The organism is Streptomyces sp. NBC_01317, assembly GCF_035961655.1.
In the GTDB taxonomy this organism is placed as follows: domain Bacteria; phylum Actinomycetota; class Actinomycetes; order Streptomycetales; family Streptomycetaceae; genus Streptomyces.
Genome location: NZ_CP108393.1, coordinates 4,503,056 through 4,522,116, shown reverse-complemented (window position 1 = coordinate 4,522,116; position 19,061 = coordinate 4,503,056). Strand labels below are relative to the sequence as shown.

General features: G+C 71.2%; 15 protein-coding genes, 6 tRNA genes and 1 riboswitch. Of the genes, 9 read left to right on the top strand and 12 right to left on the bottom strand.

Annotated features, from left to right (window positions below; all coding sequences use genetic code 11):
• Positions 1 to 96 precede the first annotated feature (96 nt).
• The 4 genes from OG349_RS19520 to OG349_RS19505 form a co-directional block, all read right to left on the bottom strand.
• On the bottom strand, positions 97 to 1,155 hold the full coding sequence (locus OG349_RS19520) for a M23 family metallopeptidase (RefSeq protein WP_327235829.1): 1,059 nt from the start codon (positions 1,153 to 1,155) through the stop codon (positions 97 to 99).
• A gap of 11 nt (positions 1,156 to 1,166) precedes the next feature.
• A riboswitch (cyclic di-AMP (ydaO/yuaA leader) is annotated at positions 1,167 to 1,320 on the bottom strand.
• 291 nt (positions 1,321 to 1,611) lie between these two features.
• The gene (locus tag OG349_RS19515; RefSeq protein ID WP_327238624.1) at positions 1,612 to 2,748 is read right to left on the bottom strand and encodes a PP2C family protein-serine/threonine phosphatase; all 1,137 of its coding nucleotides are present in this window, start codon (positions 2,746 to 2,748) and stop codon (positions 1,612 to 1,614) included.
• Between the two features lie 480 nt (positions 2,749 to 3,228).
• A tRNA-Met gene (locus tag OG349_RS19510) sits at positions 3,229 to 3,302 on the bottom strand.
• Positions 3,303 to 3,409: 107 nt separating this feature from the next.
• Positions 3,410 to 3,622, bottom strand: coding sequence for a hypothetical protein (locus OG349_RS19505; protein WP_327235828.1), 213 nt, complete (start codon positions 3,620 to 3,622; stop codon positions 3,410 to 3,412).
• An 86-nt stretch (positions 3,623 to 3,708) separates the two neighbouring features.
• Here OG349_RS19505 and OG349_RS19500 point away from each other — a divergent pair, with 86 nt between their 5' ends.
• Positions 3,709 to 4,362: an HAD family hydrolase gene (locus OG349_RS19500; protein WP_327238623.1), complete on the top strand. Its 654-nt coding sequence runs from the start codon at positions 3,709 to 3,711 to the stop codon at positions 4,360 to 4,362.
• A gap of 49 nt (positions 4,363 to 4,411) precedes the next feature.
• Here the strand turns inward: OG349_RS19500 and OG349_RS19495 are convergent, their stop codons facing one another.
• Both OG349_RS19495 and OG349_RS19490 read right to left on the bottom strand, forming a co-directional pair.
• The gene (locus tag OG349_RS19495) at positions 4,412 to 4,624 is read right to left on the bottom strand and encodes a hypothetical protein (protein WP_161310611.1); all 213 of its coding nucleotides are present in this window, start codon (positions 4,622 to 4,624) and stop codon (positions 4,412 to 4,414) included.
• A 149-nt stretch (positions 4,625 to 4,773) separates the two neighbouring features.
• Positions 4,774 to 4,849, bottom strand: a tRNA-Lys gene (locus tag OG349_RS19490).
• 170 nt (positions 4,850 to 5,019) lie between these two features.
• Here OG349_RS19490 and OG349_RS19485 point away from each other — a divergent pair.
• Both OG349_RS19485 and OG349_RS19480 read left to right on the top strand, forming a co-directional pair.
• Entirely contained in the window at positions 5,020 to 5,901 is an 882-nt protein-coding gene (locus OG349_RS19485; protein WP_327235827.1) for an ATP-grasp domain-containing protein, read from the top strand.
• 91 nt (positions 5,902 to 5,992) lie between these two features.
• Entirely contained in the window at positions 5,993 to 6,715 is a 723-nt protein-coding gene (locus OG349_RS19480; RefSeq protein WP_327235826.1) for an ATP-grasp domain-containing protein, read from the top strand.
• Positions 6,716 to 6,746: 31 nt separating this feature from the next.
• Here the strand turns inward: OG349_RS19480 and OG349_RS19475 are convergent, their stop codons facing one another.
• The 6 genes from OG349_RS19475 to crcB (OG349_RS19450) all read right to left on the bottom strand — a co-directional run bounded on the left by OG349_RS19475 (position 6,747) and on the right by crcB (OG349_RS19450) (position 12,240).
• The gene (locus tag OG349_RS19475) at positions 6,747 to 7,214 is read right to left on the bottom strand and encodes an NUDIX hydrolase (protein ID WP_327235825.1); all 468 of its coding nucleotides are present in this window, start codon (positions 7,212 to 7,214) and stop codon (positions 6,747 to 6,749) included.
• A 528-nt stretch (positions 7,215 to 7,742) separates the two neighbouring features.
• Positions 7,743 to 7,818, bottom strand: a tRNA-Lys gene (locus tag OG349_RS19470).
• A 159-nt stretch (positions 7,819 to 7,977) separates the two neighbouring features.
• Positions 7,978 to 10,386, bottom strand: a complete 2,409-nt coding sequence (locus OG349_RS19465; protein WP_327235824.1) for a DEAD/DEAH box helicase — start codon at positions 10,384 to 10,386, stop codon at positions 7,978 to 7,980.
• Between the two features lie 216 nt (positions 10,387 to 10,602).
• Positions 10,603 to 11,184: a hypothetical protein gene (locus OG349_RS19460; protein WP_327235823.1), complete on the bottom strand. Its 582-nt coding sequence runs from the start codon at positions 11,182 to 11,184 to the stop codon at positions 10,603 to 10,605.
• A gap of 157 nt (positions 11,185 to 11,341) precedes the next feature.
• Positions 11,342 to 11,710 carry a fluoride efflux transporter CrcB gene (gene crcB, locus OG349_RS19455; RefSeq protein ID WP_327235822.1) on the bottom strand — a complete coding sequence of 123 codons (369 nt, stop codon included), beginning with the start codon at positions 11,708 to 11,710 and terminating at the stop codon, positions 11,342 to 11,344.
• Positions 11,707 to 12,240 carry a fluoride efflux transporter CrcB gene (crcB, locus tag OG349_RS19450; protein WP_327238622.1) on the bottom strand — a complete coding sequence of 178 codons (534 nt, stop codon included), beginning with the start codon at positions 12,238 to 12,240 and terminating at the stop codon, positions 11,707 to 11,709. Before crcB (OG349_RS19450) ends, crcB (OG349_RS19455) begins: the two co-directional genes overlap by 4 nt.
• A 200-nt stretch (positions 12,241 to 12,440) precedes the next feature.
• On the opposite strand from crcB (OG349_RS19450), the gene OG349_RS19445 reads away from it, so the two are divergent.
• The 6 genes from OG349_RS19445 (at position 12,441) to hrpA (ending at position 19,006) form a co-directional block, all read left to right on the top strand.
• Positions 12,441 to 12,791, top strand: coding sequence for a metallopeptidase family protein (locus OG349_RS19445; RefSeq protein ID WP_327235821.1), 351 nt, complete (start codon positions 12,441 to 12,443; stop codon positions 12,789 to 12,791).
• A 108-nt stretch (positions 12,792 to 12,899) separates the two neighbouring features.
• On the top strand, positions 12,900 to 14,540 hold the full coding sequence (locus OG349_RS19440) for a metallophosphoesterase family protein (RefSeq protein ID WP_442806272.1): 1,641 nt from the start codon (positions 12,900 to 12,902) through the stop codon (positions 14,538 to 14,540).
• Positions 14,541 to 14,621: 81 nt separating this feature from the next.
• Positions 14,622 to 14,694 (top strand) — tRNA-Glu (locus tag OG349_RS19435).
• Positions 14,695 to 14,733: 39 nt separating this feature from the next.
• Positions 14,734 to 14,808 (top strand) — tRNA-Asp (locus OG349_RS19430).
• Positions 14,809 to 14,828: 20 nt separating this feature from the next.
• Positions 14,829 to 14,905 (top strand) — tRNA-Phe (locus tag OG349_RS19425).
• Between the two features lie 132 nt (positions 14,906 to 15,037).
• The gene (hrpA, locus tag OG349_RS19420; protein WP_327235819.1) at positions 15,038 to 19,006 is read left to right on the top strand and encodes an ATP-dependent RNA helicase HrpA; all 3,969 of its coding nucleotides are present in this window, start codon (positions 15,038 to 15,040) and stop codon (positions 19,004 to 19,006) included.
• The last annotated feature ends 55 nt before the right edge of the window (positions 19,007 to 19,061 follow it).

Genomic DNA, 19,061 nt, shown 5'->3' with positions numbered 1-19,061 from the left:
GGGGCCGGACGCTATTCCGGCCCGAGTCGACGACGCCGGGGCCGGGGGCTGCTCCGCCACCCCCGGCGCGCGATCGATCCGCTACGGGTCGAGGCCCTACGGGTTGAGGCCCTTGCTCTGGAGCCAGCCCATCGGGTCGATGTCCGTGCCGCCTGGGGCGTGGACCTCCAGGTGCAGGTGCGGGCCCGTCACGTTGCCGGTCGCGCCCACGCGGCCGATGACCTCGCCCGTGGAGACCTTCTGGCCGGCGGTGACGGTCATCGAGGACTGGTGGCAGAACCACAGTTCCGTACCGTCGTCGAGCTCCAGCACCGTGCGGTAGCCGTACGAGCCGGACCAGCCGGCCGACTGGACCGTGCCGCTGTGGACCGCCTTGATCGGCGTGCCGGTCGGGGCCGCGAAGTCCAGCCCGGTGTGGTAGCCGGAGGACCACATGGAGCCGGCCTGGCCGAAGGTGGAGGTGATCGTGTACGAGACGACGGGGAGGGTGTAGCTCTCGGCCAGCTTGGCCAGGCGCTCCTTCTCGGCCTTGGCGGCCGCCTTGGCCTTGGCCTCGGCCTCCGCCTTGTCCTTCGCGGCCTGGATCTTCTTCTCGGCCTCGGTCTGGCGCTTCTCGGCGTCCGCCGCGGCCTTCTCGGCCGCCGCCGCCTGCTCGGCCGCCTTGGTCGTGGCGTCGGCCTCGGCCTGCTGCGCCTCGGCCTGCTGGAGGATCCGGGCGCGCAGCGCCTCGCCGGCGTCGGTGGCGCCCGACTGGAAGTCCGCGGTGGTCATGCCCGCCGTGGTCAGCGGGTCGGTGGCGAGCGCGCTCGGCTTGGCCTCTTCCGTACCCAGGGAACCCACGCCCGGCAGCGACTTGGCGGCCGGAAGGTTGTCCGTGATGGCATCGGGCAGGGATATGGAGACGGCGGGCTTGTCCTGCGCGGTGGCGATGCCGCCCGCACCGACGGCGGCGAGGACGCCGACGCCGAGGACCGTGGAACTGCGGGCCAGTCCGCGCTGCTTGGCGACGCGGTGCCTGCCTCGTACGGGGGGAAGCAGGGAGTCCTCGGTGGGATTCCACTCCCCCCAGGTCCGGTCCGCTTCGGTGCCGAACCTCGGCGGTTCGAAGGTTTCCGTTTCGAAGGGGGCTTCGAGGGCAGGCTTGTTGGACGCCACTGGGGCGCGCTCCTTTCCTTCCTTCTCGCCTACCGGGTTAGCTGACGGGTTCGGAGCAGGAAGGTCTCCTACGGGTGCTCTCGCGGCACAAGGCAGCAAGAAGCTCCCGATTCACCCCAATTGGTGGTTCCCCGGTTCCCTTGCGGGATTCGGCGCGTGCGGCACGGCGCCGTCCTGACGACGGCTGGGACGACCGCGCTGCGTTATCGAACGTTAATAGAGACATGGGCTTTATTCCAAGCTGTTCCGGATGATCGTTAACGAATTCGCAACGGACGTACCGGGACACATCGAGGCGCAAGCGGGCGAGTTGATCGTCTCCGGTGGCCACTGCGGTGGTCAAAGGTTTCTGACGGGTGATCAGGCGTTGTGCGGAGCGGTACGCGGCGCTCACGCAGCGTGCTGAACGGGCGGGGGGGGCGGGTGTCGGGCGTCGGGCGTCGGGCGTCGGGCGACCTAGGGCACGACCGGCATCGTCCTGCGCCGTTCCGGCTGCCCCTGGACGGGCCGGCTGACCGCCAGCAGCGCCATGTCGTCCGTGTTACCGCCCCCCGTGTGCACGCGTACGTCCCCGATGAGCGCGTCCAGCATCTCGTCCGGCCCCGGGAAGATCCGCCCGGACAGCCGCTCGCGCGCGTCGTAGAAGACACCCTTCGCGTTGCGCGCCTCGGACAGGCCGTCCGTGTAGAAGAGCAGGGTCGCCCCCGGCGGGAACGGCTCCTCGTCCGCGCGGTCCGGCCACGCGCCCAGCTCGCTCATCCCGAGCGGCAGCGCGTGGTCGCCGGGCGCCAGCATCACCACCACGCCGTCCGCGTGGGTCAGCAGCGGCTCGGGGTGGCCGCGGTTGACCAGCCGTACCACCGCCTCGTCGTTCGGGATCTCGGCCAGCACGGCCGTGGTGAAGCCCTCGAAGACGTCGATCCCGTCCCGCCGCGTCCCCTCGCGCGTGAGGGCACGTTCCAGCCGCTGCGCGACCCCCTCCAGCGAAGCCTCCTGCTCGGCGGCCTCCCGGAACGCCCCGATGACCACCGCCACCGCCTCGACCGCCTCCAGGCCCTTCCCCCGTACGTCCCCGACCACCAGACGCACCCCGTACGGCGTGTCCTGCACGGCGAACAGGTCCCCGCCGATGAACGCCCCCTCCTGCGCCGCCTCGTACCGCGCGGCGATGTGCAGCCCGCCGATCCGGTCGGCGGGTCTGGGCAGCACGGCGCGCTGCGCCGTCTCGGCGATGATCCGGGCGGACGCGAGGCGCTCGCCGCTCAGGCGCACCACCCGGTTGATGCCGAGCGCGAGGACGGACACGGTGAGGACCGTCAGCAGCTCGGTGATGGCGTCGGCGCTCCCGACGTTGCCGTCGAGGAGGCGCAGGACCAGTTCGGTGCAGAGGGCGGCGACGCCGGTGAACAGGGTGCCCAGGGGGGTGAAGAACGGGGCCGCGACCAGGGGGGCGGAGCAGAAGAAGGGCGAGGCGGTGAAGCGGGTGGGGGTGGCGGAGTCGAAGATCACTCCGACGACGATCACCAGCGCGGGCAGGTAGCGGACGACCCTGCGTCCGATACGGCCGGGCTCGGCGCTCACGCCCCGGTCGATGAAGCCGCCGTCCGGGATGCGGCCGCCGGTGGCCGCGACCGGGGTGCTGCCGGTACCGCCGGAGGGGTCGAAGCCGCCTTCGAAGCGGGTACCGAAGCCGGTGGTGGGGCCGGGCGGCCGGGGCGTACCGGCGGCGGGGCGCGCACCGCCGGAGCCAGAGCCCGAGCCACCGCTGCCCTTCCCCGGCCTTCTCAGCCCCGGCTTCCTCAGCTTCCCCACCTGTGGTCTCCTGCCCGGTCCGGCTTCGGCTGCGGACGGTACCGCGCTCACCTCAGGCTGGTCGCCGCCGCGCCGGGCGGCGAGTCGCCATCGACCGAGTGGGCTACGGACCGATCGCTCCACCACTGCCCCTTCACCGTACGCGCACCGTACGCGGCGGTCCGCGCGGAGGCGTCACCGCACGCGGGGAGGCCGGAAGCGACCGCGGCGTACGCCGAAGGCCCGGATCCACTGGGAATCCGGGCCTTCGGTCCTACTGAGTAGCGGGGGCAGGATTTGAACCTACGACCTCTGGGTTATGAGCCCAGCGAGCTACCGAGCTGCTCCACCCCGCGTCGGTAAACCTGACTCTACGCCATCCAGACCAAGATCATTCCCATTTACGGCCGCCCCGCGCGGCGCCCCGCCCGCCGGGCCCTCGCCGCCCCACGCCGGACAGGCCCTATGCCGCTTCCACCACATCGGCCCGCACGGCGGCGGCCCACTCCACGAGAAGCCGCTGGTAGCGCTCCTGCTCGGCGGCCGACAGCGCGCCACCGGCGCGCGTCCACAGGGCGCGGATCTCCACATTGACCACGGCGGCGGAACGCGCGGGAGCGCCGGCGGGAGCGCCGGTACCGGAGGACGCGGACGAGTCGAACGATGAAGCGGACATGGAGGTAAGGCTACGGGGGGCCACTGACAATCGGCAGAGCGTGTCCCCCCAACCGCCACTCACCAGCGCCTAGGGTGGCACCGGTGATTGAAACCATCGTGTTCGACGTCGGCGAGACCCTCGTACGCGACGACCGGCAGTGGGCCTCCTGGGCCGACTGGCTGGGCGTCCCCCGGCACACGATCTCCGCCCTGGTCGGTGTCGTGACAGCGCAGAACAGGGACGGCAACGACGCCCTGCGGCTGATCAAACCCGGCATGGACATCGGCGAGGCGTACCGCGCCAGGGAGACGGCGGGACGCGGCGAGCACCTCGACGAGTCGGACCTCTACCCGGACGTACGGCCCGCCCTCGCCGCGTTACGGGCGCTCGGCGTCCGGGTCGTCCTCGCCGGGAACCAGACCGTACGGGCCCTGGAATTGCTGCGGCGCCTCGACCTCCCGGCCGACCTCGTCACCGGATCGGGCGACTGGGAGGCCGCCAAACCGACCCGGGAGTTCTTCGCCCGCGTCGTGGAGGCGGCCCAGGCCCCTCCCGAACGGACGCTGTACGTGGGGGACCATCCCGCGTACGACCTGTTCCCCGCCCAGCTGGAGGGCCTGCGCACGGCTCATCTGCGGCGCGGCCCGTGGGGCTACCGGTGGGCGGACGACCCGGAGGTGGTCGCGGCGGCGGACTGGCGGGTCGACAACCTGACGCAGCTGACCCCGATCGTGCGGGCGGCGCGCGAGAAGGGGTGAGGGGAGAGGGAGCGGCTCACCCCCGACCCCCCGCGAAGGACGGGTCACCTCACCCCGCCGCGTACTCGTGCGCCTGACCGCCCTGCCACTCCACCCAGGTGGGATCGTCGAGGAGATCCCACGCGTCGGGCAGGCCGGCCAGGCGCAGGAACTCGACCAGATGGTCGTCCGAGTGGGCGAGCCCCATGATGCGCCCGCGGACGGTGACCCGACGGCCGCCTGTCCCGGACGCCCGGTGTACGACGATCGGTATGTCATTCATACGGCCAAGAGTGCGACGATCTCGCCCCGACCGCAGCATCTGGCGGCCACTTCTTTTCCGGCCCCGGCCCCGGCCCCGGCCCCGGACAAACCCACCCCGACCGCCCCCCTGGACCCGGACGCGGGCGGAGGGGGGCGGGGGGCGAGAGGTGGTGGGCCGTGTGGGACTCGAACCCACAACCAACGGATTAAAAGTCCGCTGCTCTGCCAATTGAGCTAACGGCCCCGTGGGCCGACGGCCCCGGCGCGACATCCCCGAACCAGCAGAGCATAGCCAGCGGCGGGGCTGGTGCGTGGCCGGGGAACCGCGAGGCGGATCATGACCTCTGTAGTGTCACAGCGTTTTCGGCCACGATGCTCGGTCGTCTCGGTCGTCCGGGGTTACGGGGAAGCTCGATGAGACTCTGCTTTCTGGTGGAGGAGCAGTACCGCTACGACGGCATGCCCGTCGAGGTGATCGCCCAACTCGTCGCGTGGGGGCACCGGGTGGACGTCCTGCGCCCCGGCAGTGCGCTGCTGCCGCTGTCCGATGTCGTACGGGCGGGCAGTCACGACGCCTGGGTGCTGAAGACAGTGTCGGGCGGTCCCGGCCTGTCTCTCCTGGAGGCCGCGGCCCGGGCCGGGCTGACAACGGTCAACGACGCGAGGGCGATACGGGGAGTCAGGGACAAGGCGGTAGCGGCGGCGATCGGCCACGACCGGGGCCTTCCCCTGCCGATGACGTACGCCGCGTCACACCCGGATGCACTCGCCGAGATCCCCTCCTCCGCCTACCCGTTGGTGGTCAAGCCGGCCGACGGAAGCTCGGGCCGGGCGGTACGGCTGGTGGCGTCGCCGGATCGAATGGCCGAGATACGGGGGGAGTTGGCCGGGGAGGGCATGCTCATAGCGCAGCCGTACGTACCGAACTCGGGAACCGACCTCAAGGTGTACTGCGTCGGCGGCGAGTTGTACGCCACCGAGCGCAACTCCCCGCTCCACCCGGACCGCGCGACCAAGGAACGGCGCGTGCCGCTCTCCTCGGAAGTGGCCGGAATCGTGTCAGAGGTCGGAGCGGTCTACGGACTCGACCTGTACGGCGTGGACGTCCTCCTGGGCCCGGACGGCCCGGTGGTGGTCGACGTGAACGACTTCCCGAGCTTCCGCCAAGTACCGGACGCGGCGGCGAGGGTGGGCAGGGCGATCCTGAACCTGGCGCGCAGGGACAGCCCGTCCGTACCCCCACCCCTCCCACCCCACCAGACTCCCGTCCCGGCCGTGGCGGGGGACGGCAGATGAGCAACCGCCGATGAAGATCTGCTTCCTGACCCCGAACCCGGACCACCCACTCCTGGCAGCGACAGAAAAACTCCTGAAACCGACCCACGAGGTGACACACGTAAACCCCACCCACCCCCCGCACCCCACCGCGGCCCCCCTGGCGGACGTCTACCTACTGAAGTCCAGAACACCCCAGGCACTGGCCCTGGCCCGCTCGTTCGAGGAGCGCGGCGCGAGGGTGCTCAACCCGGCGGCGGCGACGGAACTGTGCCAGGACCGCAAGGCGATGGCGGACCTGGCCCTACGGGCAGGCCTCCCCTTCGCCCGAACCCACACCCCGGGCACCCTGACCGACCTGACATCCCTGCCGACGCTCCCCCTCCCCCACCCCTTGGTGGTGAAGAGCCGCCACAGCCGCCGAGAGGACCTGGTAGCCCGGGCCGACATCCCCGCACAGCTACGCGCCCTGGCGGCCCAGTGGCCGGAAGAACCAGTAGTGATCCAGGAGTTCACCCCGAACAGCGGCTGGGACCACAAACTCTGGGTGATAGCCGACAAGGTCTTCGCCACCCACCGCCGCTCAGAACTCGCCACCACCCCCACGCCCCCACCCCCACCCCCGCTCACCCCCACCGACCTCCCCCAGACCTGGCTCACCCTGGTCCGTACAGTCGGCAAGGTCTTCGCCCTGGACGTATACGGAGTGGACATCATCACCACCCCCACAGGCGCCCCCCTGATCGTCGACATCAACGCGTTCCCCGGCATAAGAAACCAACCAGGCGCCCCAGAAGCCCTCGCGACCCTGACACTCCGCGCGGCGGAAGGCTGACCGCCATGAACCGACGACCTACCGGGGCGGGTCAGCCCAGATAGGGGTAGGTGCCGGCAAGGTAGTCGCCGATCTGCTGTCGCATGCTGGGGTGGATGTCGTACTGGTCGAGGTCCGCGGGCCGGACGAAGCGGACGCCGTCGGCCTCGTCGTTGATGGTGGGCTCGCCTCCGACCGGCCGGCCGATATAGGTGTTCTCGTACTGCTGGCGGATCTCGCCGTCGCTGTAGGCGACGATGTGGTGCGGGTTGGTGTAGACGCCCAGGAAGCCCGTGATCTCGGCGATGATGCCGGTCTCCTCCAGGCACTCGCGCACCGCGCACTGCCCCGCGGTCTCACCTATGTCCTGCGCCCCGCCGGGCAGTGCCCACTGGCCCGTGTCACGACGGCGCTGGAGCAGGAGAGCACCGCTGTCATCGACGACGAGCAGGTTGCTGGCGGGGATGAGCGTGTTCGCCTTCGGGGCCTGCGGGTCGTTGTAGTACTCAATCCTGCCCATGTACGGCGATCCCCTCCCGGCCGGGCGTCCAGGGCCGTGCACCGGCACAGACATCCTCGAAGCCCTGAGCGTAGTTGTAGAACGGGCCACGCATCACACTCCGGGATCCCGGCTGCCGCAACCAGACCATCCGGCGCCGACGGCCGACTCTCGGCCATGGCGCTCGCTCTGCCCCCGGCCACGGTCATCCGTCCGAGTGACTGCGGCCTTGCCGGCTAGATGCGCCACCCGCGGGACGCCACGCCGAGGAAGACGAACGGAGACCGCGACGTGGTGAAGACACCCCCGAGTTGCCCTGACTGCTCGCTACTCCTGTGGAAGGACATGACCGCACCGTCACGCCGTGCGGTAACAACGGTTGCCCCGGAACGACGGTCTATGTCCACGACGACCAAGGCGACTGCGTCTCGCAGCACATGTTCGCCTGCAACGTCTGCGGCAGTTGACGACTGTCGACGGCTACAAGAGCCCGGGCCGTCCCGGGACAGCGGTCAGCCCCAGGTCCTGTGGAGCGGACCTGGGGCCGGGTGGTAGGCCGTGTGGGACTTGAACCCACAACCAACGGATTAAAAGTCCGCTGCTCTGCCAATTGAGCTAACGGCCCTCGGCGCGACACCCACGAGCATAGCCCGCCCGGCGGTGGGAGCCGATCGGGTATCGGGTGTGGGGGGCGTCGCGTCCTCGTGGGGGTGTGGGGCAGGGCCGGGCGGGCGCCCCTGGGGGTGTCCGGCCGGCCCTGCTCACTCAGGCGGGGTGCCGCGGGTCAGTTGCCGCGCTTCCAGCGGGGCTTGTCGTCGCGGCGGCCGAAGGAGCCGGTGCCGGTGCCCGTCGTGCCGCCCCGGTGGTCGTCACGGCGGCCCGTCGGGCGGTCGTGGGACGCGGCGGCGCGGAAGCCGGTCGTCGGGCGGTCGTCGCGGCGGTCGCGGTTGACCGGGCGGTCACCCGCCGGGCGGTGCTCGCGGCGCTCGAAGGGGCGGCCGCCACGGTCGTCGCGGCGGTCCGCGCTCGGACGGTCGCCGCCGGGGCGGTCGTTCGTACGGTCATTTGTACGGTCATTTGTACGGTCGCGGTTGAAGCCGCCGCCCGTGGGACGGTCGTCCCGGCGCTGGAAGCCGCCGCTCGGGCGGTCGCTGTTCGTACGGTCGCGGTTGAAGCCGCCACCCGCCGGGCGGTCATCGCGGCGCTGGAAACCGCCACGGTCACCGCTCGGACGGTCGTTCGTACGGTCGCGGTTGAAGCCACCGCCCGCCGGGCGGTCGTCCCGGCGCTGGAAGCCACCGCTCGGGCGGTCGCTGTTCGTACGGTCGCGGTTGAAGCCGCCCTCCCTGCCGCCACCGTCACGCGGCGTGTAACCCCGCGCGCCGCCCCGGCCGCTGCGCTCGCCGCGGTCGTCCCGGCGGTCGCCGCCACGGTCGCCCCGGTCGTCACGACGGCCGAAGTTGCCCCGGTCGTCGCGGCTCTCCCTGCGCTCCTCGCGCTGCGCCGGTACGGCCGCGGCCGCCGCGGCGGCCTCCGCCACCGCGCGCTCGGCCTCGGCGGCCACCTCGGCCACCGCCGCCTCCGGGTCGTCGCCCCGCTCGCGCGCCGCGCGGGCGACCAGGCGGTCGGCCTCCTCGCGGAGTTCGACGGCACGGCGCTGGACGCGCTCCAGCTGCTTGGTCAGGTCGACGGCCTCGCGCTCGGCCTGCTTGGCCGCGTTGTTCGCGGAGTCCGCCTGGACCTCGGTGAGCGAACGCGCGCCGGTGATCTCGGCGACCTCCGGCTCGAACACGCCGGCTCCCGCGACGATGTGGCGCGAGGCGTCGACGCCCGCGTCCTCCATCATCCGGAAGATCTGGCGCCGCTGGTGCGGCAGCGCCAGCGAGACGACAACACCGGACTTGCCGGCGCGCGCCGTACGGCCCGAGCGGTGGAGGTAGTCCTTGTGGTCCCCGGCCGGGTCCACGTTCAGCACCAGGTCGATGCCGTCCACGTGGATGCCGCGCGCGGCCACGTCGGTCGCGACGAGCGCGTTGACGTACCCCTTCTTGAAGTCCTCGAGCACGCGCGTACGGGCGCCCTGGGTCATCCCGCCGTGCAGCGCGTCGGCCTTCACACCGGAGTCACTGAGCTGCTCGGCGATACGGTCGGCGCCGAGCTGCGTCCGTACGAAGATGATCGTGCGGCCCTTGCGGGCGGCGATCGCGGCCGTGACCGGCGCCTTGTCCTTCGGCTTCACCACGAGCACGTGGTGGGTCATGGTCGTGACGTTGCCCTGGGCGCTGTCCACCTCGTGGTGGACCGGGTTGGTCAGGTAGCGCTTGACCAGCGTGCTGATCTCGTTCTCCATGGTGGCGGAGAAGAGCATCCGCTGGCCGCCGCTCGGCACCAGGTCGAGCAGCTCGGTGACCTCGGGCAGGAAGCCCAGGTCCGACATCTGGTCGGCCTCGTCGAGGATCGCGATCTGGACCTCGTCCAGCGAGCACGCGCCACGGTTGATGATGTCGCGCAGCCGGCCCGGGGTGGCGACGAGGACGTCGACACCGCGCTCCAGCGCGTAGATCTGGTTCTGCATGGACGTACCGCCGCAGACGACCTTCATCTTCAGGCCGAGCACGTCGCCGTACGGCTGGAGCGCGTCCGCGACCTGCATCGCGAGCTCACGGGTCGGGGTGAGGATGATGCCGCGCGGCTTGCGCTTCTCGGTGTGGCCGCCGGCCAGCGTGGCCAGCAGCGGCAGGCCGAAGGAGAGGGTCTTGCCGGAGCCGGTACGGCCGCGGCCCAGGATGTCCTTGCCGGCCAGGGCGTCCGGAATGGTCGCTTCCTGGATCGGGAAGGGCGCGGTGACACCGTTCTGTCCGAGTTTGCGGACGATGCCCTCGGGGAGACCGAGGTCGCCGAAGGTGACGCCGGGCGGGCCGGCGGGGATCTCGGGGAGATCGAGAGCGTCGTCGGAGAGTTCGTCGAGGTCGGTGGTGTCCGAGGCCTCGGCGGTACGGGGCGCCTCGGCGGTCTCCGTCGTCTCTGTGGAGTCGGCTGCCTCTTCGGCCACCACCGTCTCCGCGTCCTCGGCGATCTCCACGATCGCGGTGATCTCGCTGATCTCGGCGGAGACCTCGGTGGTGCTTCCCGCGACGGTCTCGTTGGACTCGTTCTCGGGCATGACGGTGTGGTCAGTACTGGAAATGGACATGCGAAATGCGAAACCTTCCGGAGTCTCGGCACGCGCCCAAACTCCGTGATTCGCAAATCGACCGCCTCAATGCGGTCAGCCACGGCAAGGGAGAGTACGCGCCACGCGGCGCTCTTCTGTGTCGGCGCCAGGCAATGGTCAAACGATCTATTACCATACGCACCCTCCCCCCACTTAGGCAAACCAGCAGGCCAGCCAGCTGGTCTGCTGCCCGCGTCACACCGGCCCCACCTGCGGAGACGCCGTCGGCACCTTCCGCATTCCGGTCCCGTCGCCGGGAAACATCTCGCTCGTCCGCAGGTTGGCCGCGGGGGACGCGGACGGCAGTACGGTCGGTTCCGGATCGGGCTCCGGCTGGGGCTCGGGACTCGGGGGCGGCGGGGGCGGGTCGGACGGCGGCGGGGCCGGGCGGGTCGGCTCCTTGGTCGGCAGCGGCTCGTTCCACGGCGGCGGGGTCGGCTTCCCCGGCTGCGGCGGTACGCCCTTCGACGGCGCGGGAGAAGCCGCCCGGTGCGAGGAACTGGGCGTCGGGGGGACCTCCTTGGCCGTGCCCTCCCGGTCCGCGTGGACGCGGTCGCCGCCGCCGTGTTCCGTACGCCCCGGTTCTCCGCCGGAGCCGCCGGGCGCCTCGCCCGTACCACCGTCCGGCGCCACCGCGGCGCCGTGCCGCCCCGCCGAGCGCGAAGGGGCCGGTTTCCCCGCGTCGTCGCCGACGCTCATGCATCCCGTGGAGGACGCGACCGCCAGGGAGGTGACGAGGCCGACGACAAGACGGCCTGGGGCGGACAACTGGCGCACGAGAGGCACCTCCGGGACACGGGACGGAGCCCTCCGCCGACGGGGGGAGGGAAGGGTTCACTGCTTTTCCCGTCCAACTCCCTTTGCGCCGCGAGGGACACGGCCGTGAGGGCGCGACCGGCGCGCCCGTGCCCCACCCGGCTTGCCGCCGGCGCGCCTATCCCACCCAGCTCCGCGCCAGCTCGACCCCGAGGAGCACCGCGCCGAGTCCGGCCAGGACCGACAGGGCCACGTTCACCGCCGCCAGGAACCCCCGGCCGAGTTCGATCAGCCGCAGCGTCTCGTACGAGAAGGTCGAGTACGTCGTCAGCGCGCCGCAGAAGCCCGTACCGATCAGCGCGAACGTCCCGGACGAGACCGCCGCGCCGGACACGAAGCCGAGGACCAGGCTCCCGCCGACGTTCACGGTGAACGTGCCCCAGGGGAAGTCCTCACGGCCGGTCCACCGCCCCTGGACCGTACGGTCCGTCAGATACCGCAGGGGCGCGCCGACCATGGCGCCCACGATCACCAGCAGCCAGTTCACCGGACCGCCCCGCCCCCGGGCCGGGGCGAACCGCCCCGAGGCCGACCCGGGCCGCCGCCCGGCCGACCCGTACCGCCGCCGCCCCCGCGCCGTACCGCCCACCGGGTCACGAGCGCCGCCGCCCAGACCGCCGTCATCGCCCCGGCGAGGGTCCCGGCCGCGTACGCCACGGCGGTGGCGTCCTCGTGACGCCTCAGCAGGTCGTGGAAGTCGAGCGAATACGTCGAGAAGGTCGTGAACCCGCCCAGCACGCCCACCCCGAGGAACGGCCGTACGAGCGGATGCGCCGACCGCCCGTCCTCGGTGATCAGGACCATCAGGACGCCGATCAGCGCGCAGCCGAGCACATTGATCCCGAAGGTGGTCCAGGGGAAGGCGCCGGAGGCGGTGGGCCAGAGCACGTCGGCGCCGTACCGGGCGGAGGCCCCGGCGGCGCCGCCCACCGAGATGACGGCGAGCACCGCCGCCCGCCGCCCGCCGCCGGTCTCGGCGCGGTGGGCGGGCAGGTGCAGGTCGACGTCCGGGTCCATGGGCCCCGGCCGTGGCGGCTCGCCCCGCGGCTCCGGACCGACCGGCTCCGGCTCCGGCTCCGGCTCCGGCTCCGGCGGACTCATACGGGCCCCGCGGCGGGCGAGGTCAGGGGACGTACAGCCATGAAGCTCATTGTGCTCGCCCTCATCCCGCTCGTCCCGGCCCCCCACGACACGCGATCTTCACGGACAATGGCCGGGTGCTGGAGATGACGCGCGACGCGTTCGAAGAACTGGTGAGCCAGGCCCTGGACCAGATCCCGCCGGAACTGACCCGGGTCATGGACAACGTGGCCGTGTTCGTCGAGGACGAACCCGCCGCCGACGACCCCGAACTCCTCGGCCTCTACGAGGGCACCCCCCTGACCGACCGCGGCGAGTGGTACGCGGGGGTCCTGCCCGACCGCATCTCCATCTACATGGGCCCGACCCTCCGCTACTGCGAGACGACGGAGGAGGTGGTCCACGAGGTGGCCGTGACCGTGGTCCACGAGATCGCCCACCACTTCGGCATCGACGACGAACGCCTCCACGAGCTCGGCTGGGGATAGGGCCTGTCCGGCGACAGGCCCTGGGGCGTGTCCGGCGACACGCCCTAGCGGCACCACGGGCCCCACCCGCCGCGCATGGCGCGACCCCGCCTTGGGCATACGCGCCCAATGGCCCGTGATGCAGACCGTTCCCCCGTCCGCGCCACGCCCACCGGCATCCGGGGCCGGCTCGCACGCCTCCTCCCGTCCCACCTCAAACCCCACCGCCCCGCCCCCACCCGCACCCTCCTCCCCGCCCCCCACCCCTTCACCCGCTCCGTCGCCCTCCTCGCCGTCGTCCTCCTCGGCGCCTGGCTCGGCCTGCTGGCGGTCGGCGGCGTCAGGACGCCCATCGGCCCGATGGACACCAAGATGGCCCTCCGGCCGTCCCTGACCGGCGGCACCAAGATCAACGTCTCGCCCCTCGGCTCCCTGGAACTCGCCTCGCACCACGCGCCCCTGCGCCTCGACGTCGACGTCGACCGCCTCGACCCGGTCCGCTCCCAGGCCCTCGTCGACCACCCCGAGCGCCTCTCGGGCCTCCAGGAGGAGGTCGCCCACGACGTCGGGGCCGGTGCGACGGAGCTGGCCGTACGGTCCGGTGTCGCCGTCGTCTCCGGCGCCACCGCCCTCGGGCTCGCCGTCTACCGCCGCCCCCGCCGCGCCCTGGCCGCCGGCGGCCTCGCGCTCACGCTGCTGGCCGCGTCCGCCGCGGGCGCGTACGCCACCTGGAACCCGAAGTCCGTCCTGGAGCCCAAGTTCTCCGGCCTGCTCTCCTCGGCCCCCCAGGTCGTCGGCAGCGCGCGCTCGATCGTCACCGACTTCGACGTCTACCAGAAGGAGCTGGCGCGGCTGGTCACCAATGTGACCAAGCTGTACGACGCGACCGCGACGCTCCCCGCGTACGCGCCGGACCCCACCACCCTGCGGGTCCTGCACGTCTCCGACATCCACCTCAACCCGGCCGCCTGGCACATCATCGGCTCGCTCGTGGAGCAGTACGGGATCGACGTCGTCATCGACTCCGGCGACACGATGGACCACGGTTCCGCCGCCGAGAACGGCTTCCTCGACCCGATCGCCGACCTCGGTGTCCCCTATGTCTGGGTCCGCGGGAACCACGACTCCCTGACCACCCAGCGCTACCTCCGGCGGATGAAGAACGTCCGGGTGCTGGACGAGGGCCGGGCCGTGACCGTCGGCGGGGTCCGTATCGCGGGCATGGGCGACCCGCAGTTCACCCCCGACCGCTCGGTGAAGGCGCAGGGCGACCCGGCCGAACGCATGGCGGGCATCCGCTTCGCCTCCGCCCTGCGCGACCAGCAGCAGGCCGGCACGCCCGTGGACATCGCGGTCGCGCACGAACCGGTGGCGGCGCGGGAGACGGACGGCCTGGTCCCGCTGGTCCTGGCGGGCCACGTCCACCACCGCGAGACCGAGATCATGCCGCTGGGTACGCGCCTCAAGATCGAGGGGTCGACGGGCGGCGGTGGGCTGCGCGCCGTACAGAACGAGAAGCCGGAGAAGGTACGGGCCTCGATCCTCTACCTGGACCGGACGACGAAGCGGCTCCAGGCCTGGGACGAGATCACGCTGGGCGGGCTCGGGCTGACGACGGCGGAGGTGAGCCGCCACCTCCCGAAGGAGGCGGGCACCCCGGGCGGGGGCCCGTCGCCGAGCACCACGTCCACCACCTCGCCGACCCCCGCCACCCACACCCCGGTCACCTCCCCGGCCACCCCCTCAAGGCCCCCCGCTCCCTCCCCCTAATACGTTTTGGCGATATCTCCGCCATCCCATATGCTTCTCACGTCCCCGACGCGCTGCCGAAGCGCCCAGGCGGGCCCATTAGCCCCCATCGTCTAGTGGCCCAGGACGCCGCCCTTTCACGGCGGTAGCACGGGTTCGAATCCCGTTGGGGGTACGTGTCACCGTGTGCGAGACTCGCTCTCGCACATTGCTTGGTCCTGTGGAGCAGTTTGGAGTGCTCGCCACCCTGTCAAGGTGGAGGCCGCGGGTTCAAATCCCGTCAGGACCGCTGCGGCCGTGAGGCCGCGTGGCTGGGTAGCTCAGTTGGTACGAGCGATCGCCTGAAAAGCGATAGGTCGCCGGTTCGATCCCGGCCCCAGCCACCACCGGAAAGCCCCGATCACCGATCGGGGCTTTCCTCATCGGACCCCGTCGGACCGCCGGCAGGATTCCCGCCGGACCCCCCTCGGAAAACACGTTCGCCGACTTCCGGCGCGGGGTGAGATCCTGGGCTCGGTATGTCTACTTCCTTCGCCGACCTGTCGACCCTGCTGGACGAGGTCTCGCTGCGCGACGCGCAGCGGCTCGGCCGCCGGCTCGAAGGCTCCCGGCGCATCCGTAAGCCCGAGGCGCGGCAAGCCGTGCTCGACGAGATCGCCCGCGAGGCCGAGAAGGCCGCCGGGCGGACGCGGGCACGCGGTGCGCGTGTGCCCGCGGTCTCGTACCCCGAGCAGCTGCCCGTCAGCCAGAAGAAGGACACGATCCTGGAGGCGATACGCGACCACCAGGTCGTGATCGTCGCGGGCGAGACCGGGTCGGGGAAGACGACCCAGATCCCCAAGATCTGTCTGGAACTGGGCCGTGGCGTCCGGGGGATGATCGGCCACACCCAGCCCCGCCGGATCGCGGCCCGTACGGTCGCCGAGCGGGTGGCCGAGGAGCTGGACACCCCGCTGGGCGAGGCCGTCGGCTGGAAGGTGCGCTTCACCGACCAGGTGAACCAGGACGCGACCTTCGTGAAGCTGATGACGGACGGCATCCTGCTCGCGGAGATCCAGACGGACCGCGACCTGCTGGCATACGACACGATCATCATCGACGAGGCCCACGAGCGGAGCCTCAACATCGACTTCCTGCTGGGGTATCTGGCCCAGCTGCTGCCCCGGCGCCCCGACCTCAAGGTCGTCATCACGTCGGCGACGATCGACCCCGAGCGGTTCTCGCGGCACTTCGGCGACGCGCCCATCGTGGAGGTCTCGGGCCGTACGTACCCCGTGGAGGTCCGCTACCGCCCGCTCCTGGAGGAGGAGGGCGACGACGGCGACCGCGACCAGATCACCGCGATCTCCGACGCCGTCGACGAACTCCAGTCGGCGGGCCCCGGCGACATCCTGGTCTTCCTCTCCGGCGAGCGTGAGATCCGCGACACCGCCGACGCCCTGGAGAAACGCAAGCTGCGGGGTACGGAAGTGCTCCCCCTCTACGCCCGGCTCTCGCACGCCGAGCAGCACCGCGTCTTCCAGCGCCACAGCGGCCGCAGGATCGTGCTGGCGACCAACGTCGCCGAGACCTCGCTGACCGTCCCGGGCATCAAGTACGTCATCGACCCGGGCAACGCCCGCATCTCCCGCTACAGCCACCGCACCAAGGTCCAGCGGCTGCCCATCGAGCGGATCTCGCAGGCCAGCGCCAACCAGCGCAAGGGCCGCTGCGGCCGTACGTCGGACGGCATCTGCATCCGGCTGTACGCGGAGGACGACTTCGACGCGCGCCCCGAGTTCACGGACGCCGAGATCCTCCGTACGAACCTGGCCTCCGTCATCCTCCAGATGACCGCCGCCGGGCTCGGCGAGATCGAGAAGTTCCCCTTCCTGGACCCGCCGGACCACCGCAACATCCGGGACGGCGTACAGCTGTTGCAGGAGCTGGGCGCGTTCGACCCGGAGCAGAAGGACGCCAAAAAGAAGCTGACGCCCCTCGGGCGCAAGCTCTCGCAGCTCCCCGTGGACCCGCGTCTGGCGCGGATGGTCATCGAGGCGGACCGCAACGGCTGCGTGCGGGAAGTGATGGTGATCGCCGCCGCGCTCTCCATCCAGGATCCGCGTGAGCGCCCCGCCGAGAAGCAGACCCAGGCCGACCAGCACCACGCCCGGTTCCGCGACGAGACGTCCGACTTCCTGGCCTTCCTCAACCTGTGGCGGTACGTACGCGAGCAGCAGAAGGCCCTGTCCTCCTCCGCGTTCCGCCGGATGTGCAAGTCGGAGTTCCTGAACTTCCTGCGGATCAGGGAGTGGCAGGACATCTACTCCCAACTGCGTACGGTCGCCAAGCAGATGGGTCTCCGGCTGAGCGACGACGACACGAACGCGCCCGACCAGGCCGTCCATGTCTCGCTGCTGGCGGGCCTGTTGTCGCACATCGGCATGAAGGACGTGAAGGAGGCCGGGCGCGAGACGGGCAAGGGCGCGTCGGTGAAGAACGAGTATCTGGGCGCCCGCAGCGCGAAGTTCGCGATCTTCCCCGGTTCGGCGCTCTTCAAGAAGCCGCCCCGGTTCATCATGTCGGCCGAGCTGGTGGAGACCTCGCGCCTGTGGGCCCGGGTCAACGCCAAGGTCGAGCCGGAGTGGATCGAGCCGCTCGCCGGCCACCTCCTCAAGCGGACGTACAGCGAGCCGCACTGGGAGAAGGACATGGCGGCGGTGATGGCGTACGAGAAGGTCACGCTGTACGGCGTGCCGATCGTCGCCCAGCGGAAGGTCAACTTCGGCCGGATCGACGCGGAGGTCTCGCGCGAGCTGTTCATCCGCAACGCGCTGGTGGAGGGCGACTGGCGCACGCACCACCAGTTCTTCCATGACAATCGCAAACTCCTGGGCGAGGTCGAGGAGTTGGAGCACCGCGCGCGGCGCCGCGACATCCTCGTGGACGACGAGACGCTGTACGACTTCTACGACGAGCGAGTGCCGGACGACGTCGTCTCGGGGGCGCACTTCGACGCGTGGTGGAAGGCGAAGCGGCGGGACGAGCCGGAGCTGCTCGACTTCGAGCGGTCGATGCTCATCCGGGAGAAGGCCGCCGGGTCCGTCACCAAGGACGACTATCCGGACTCGTGGGCGCAGGGCGCCCTCAAGTTCCGGGTGACGTACCAGTTCGAGCCCGGCGCGGACGCGGACGGCGTCACCGTGCACGTACCGCTCCAGGTCCTGAACCAGGTCACCTCGGAGGGCTTCGACTGGCAGATCCCCGGCCTGCGCGAGGAGGTCGTGGTGGAGCTGATCCGCTCGCTGCCCAAGCCGATCCGCCGGCACTACGTACCGGCCCCGAACTACGCGAAGGCCTTCCTGGAGCGCGCGGTGCCCCTCCAGGAGCCGCTGCCGGTCACGCTGGCCCGGGAGCTCCAGCGGATGGTCGGGGTGCCCGTCAGGGGCGAGGACTTCGACCTCTCGCGGATCCCGGACCACCTCAAGATCACGTTCCGGATCGTGGACGAGCGGCGCAAGCGGATCGCCGAGGACAAGGATCTGGACGCGCTCAAGCTCCAGCTGCGGCCCAAGGCCCGCCAGGCCCTCTCGAAGGCCGCCGCGGCCACCGCGGAGCGGGACGGCGGGGAGGCCATCGAGCGGTCGGGGCTGACGGACTGGACGATCGGTCCGCTGGTACGGATCTTCGAGACGCGGCGGGCCGGCCAGCCGGTCAAGGCGTATCCCGCGCTGGTCGACCAGGGCGCGTCCGTGTCCGTACGCCTCTTCGACACGGAGGCCGAGCAGCAGCAGGCGATGTGGGCGGGGACCCGGCGGCTGATCCTCCTCAACATCCCGGTGAACCCGGCCAAGTTCGCCTCGGACAAGCTGACCAACCAGCACAAGCTGGCGCTGTCCCGCAATCCGCACGGCTCGGTGCAGGCGCTGTTCGAGGACTGCGCCACGGCGGCGGCGGACAAGCTGATCGCCGACCACGGCGGCCCGGCCTGGGACGAGGAATCGTTCCGGAAGCTGTACGACAAGGTCCGCGCCGACCTCGTCGACGCGACGGTACGGACCGTCGGCCAGGTGCAGCAGATCCTGGCGGCCTGGCAGGCCTGTGAGCGCCGTCTGAAGGCCACGAACAGCCTGGTCCTGATCAACAACGTGCAGGACGTCAGGGACCAGCTGGCGGCCCTCGTGCCGGCCGGCTTCGTGACGCGTACGGGACTGCGCCGGCTGCCCGACCTGATGCGCTACCTGGTCGCGGTGGACCGGCGGTTGCAGCAGATGCCGACCAACGTCCAGCGCGACACGACGCGCATGGAGAAGGTGCACGAGATGCAGGACGAGTACGCGTGGCTGCTCGAACAGCTGCCGCGCGGGAGACCGGTGCCGCGGGAGGTCCTGGACATCCGCTGGATGATCGAGGAGCTGCGGGTGAGCTACTTCGCGCACGCGCTGGGGACGTCGCAGCCCGTCTCGGACAAGCGCATCGTGAAGGCGATCGACGCGGCCGCCCCGTGACCGGGGCCCGGCCGCCGGTCAGTTCGACCGCACCCTCCGAGCTGCTGTAGAGTTT

Excerpts from the sequence above, each read along its gene's own strand:
- OG349_RS19505 (WP_327235828.1), bottom strand. The coding sequence starts at position 3,622 with ATGTCCGCTTCATCGTTCGACTCGTCCGCGTCCTCCGGTACCGGCGCT.
- OG349_RS19495 (WP_161310611.1), bottom strand. The coding sequence starts at position 4,624 with ATGAATGACATACCGATCGTCGTACACCGGGCGTCCGGGACAGGCGGC.
- OG349_RS19485 (WP_327235827.1), top strand. The coding sequence starts at position 5,020 with ATGAGACTCTGCTTTCTGGTGGAGGAGCAGTACCGCTACGACGGCATG.
- OG349_RS19475 (WP_327235825.1), bottom strand. The coding sequence starts at position 7,214 with ATGGGCAGGATTGAGTACTACAACGACCCGCAGGCCCCGAAGGCGAAC.
- OG349_RS19465 (WP_327235824.1), bottom strand. The coding sequence starts at position 10,386 with ATGTCCATTTCCAGTACTGACCACACCGTCATGCCCGAGAACGAGTCC.
- crcB (WP_327238622.1), bottom strand. The coding sequence starts at position 12,240 with ATGGACCCGGACGTCGACCTGCACCTGCCCGCCCACCGCGCCGAGACC.
- OG349_RS19440 (WP_442806272.1), top strand. The coding sequence starts at position 12,900 with ATGGCCCGTGATGCAGACCGTTCCCCCGTCCGCGCCACGCCCACCGGC.
- hrpA (WP_327235819.1), top strand. The coding sequence starts at position 15,038 with ATGTCTACTTCCTTCGCCGACCTGTCGACCCTGCTGGACGAGGTCTCG.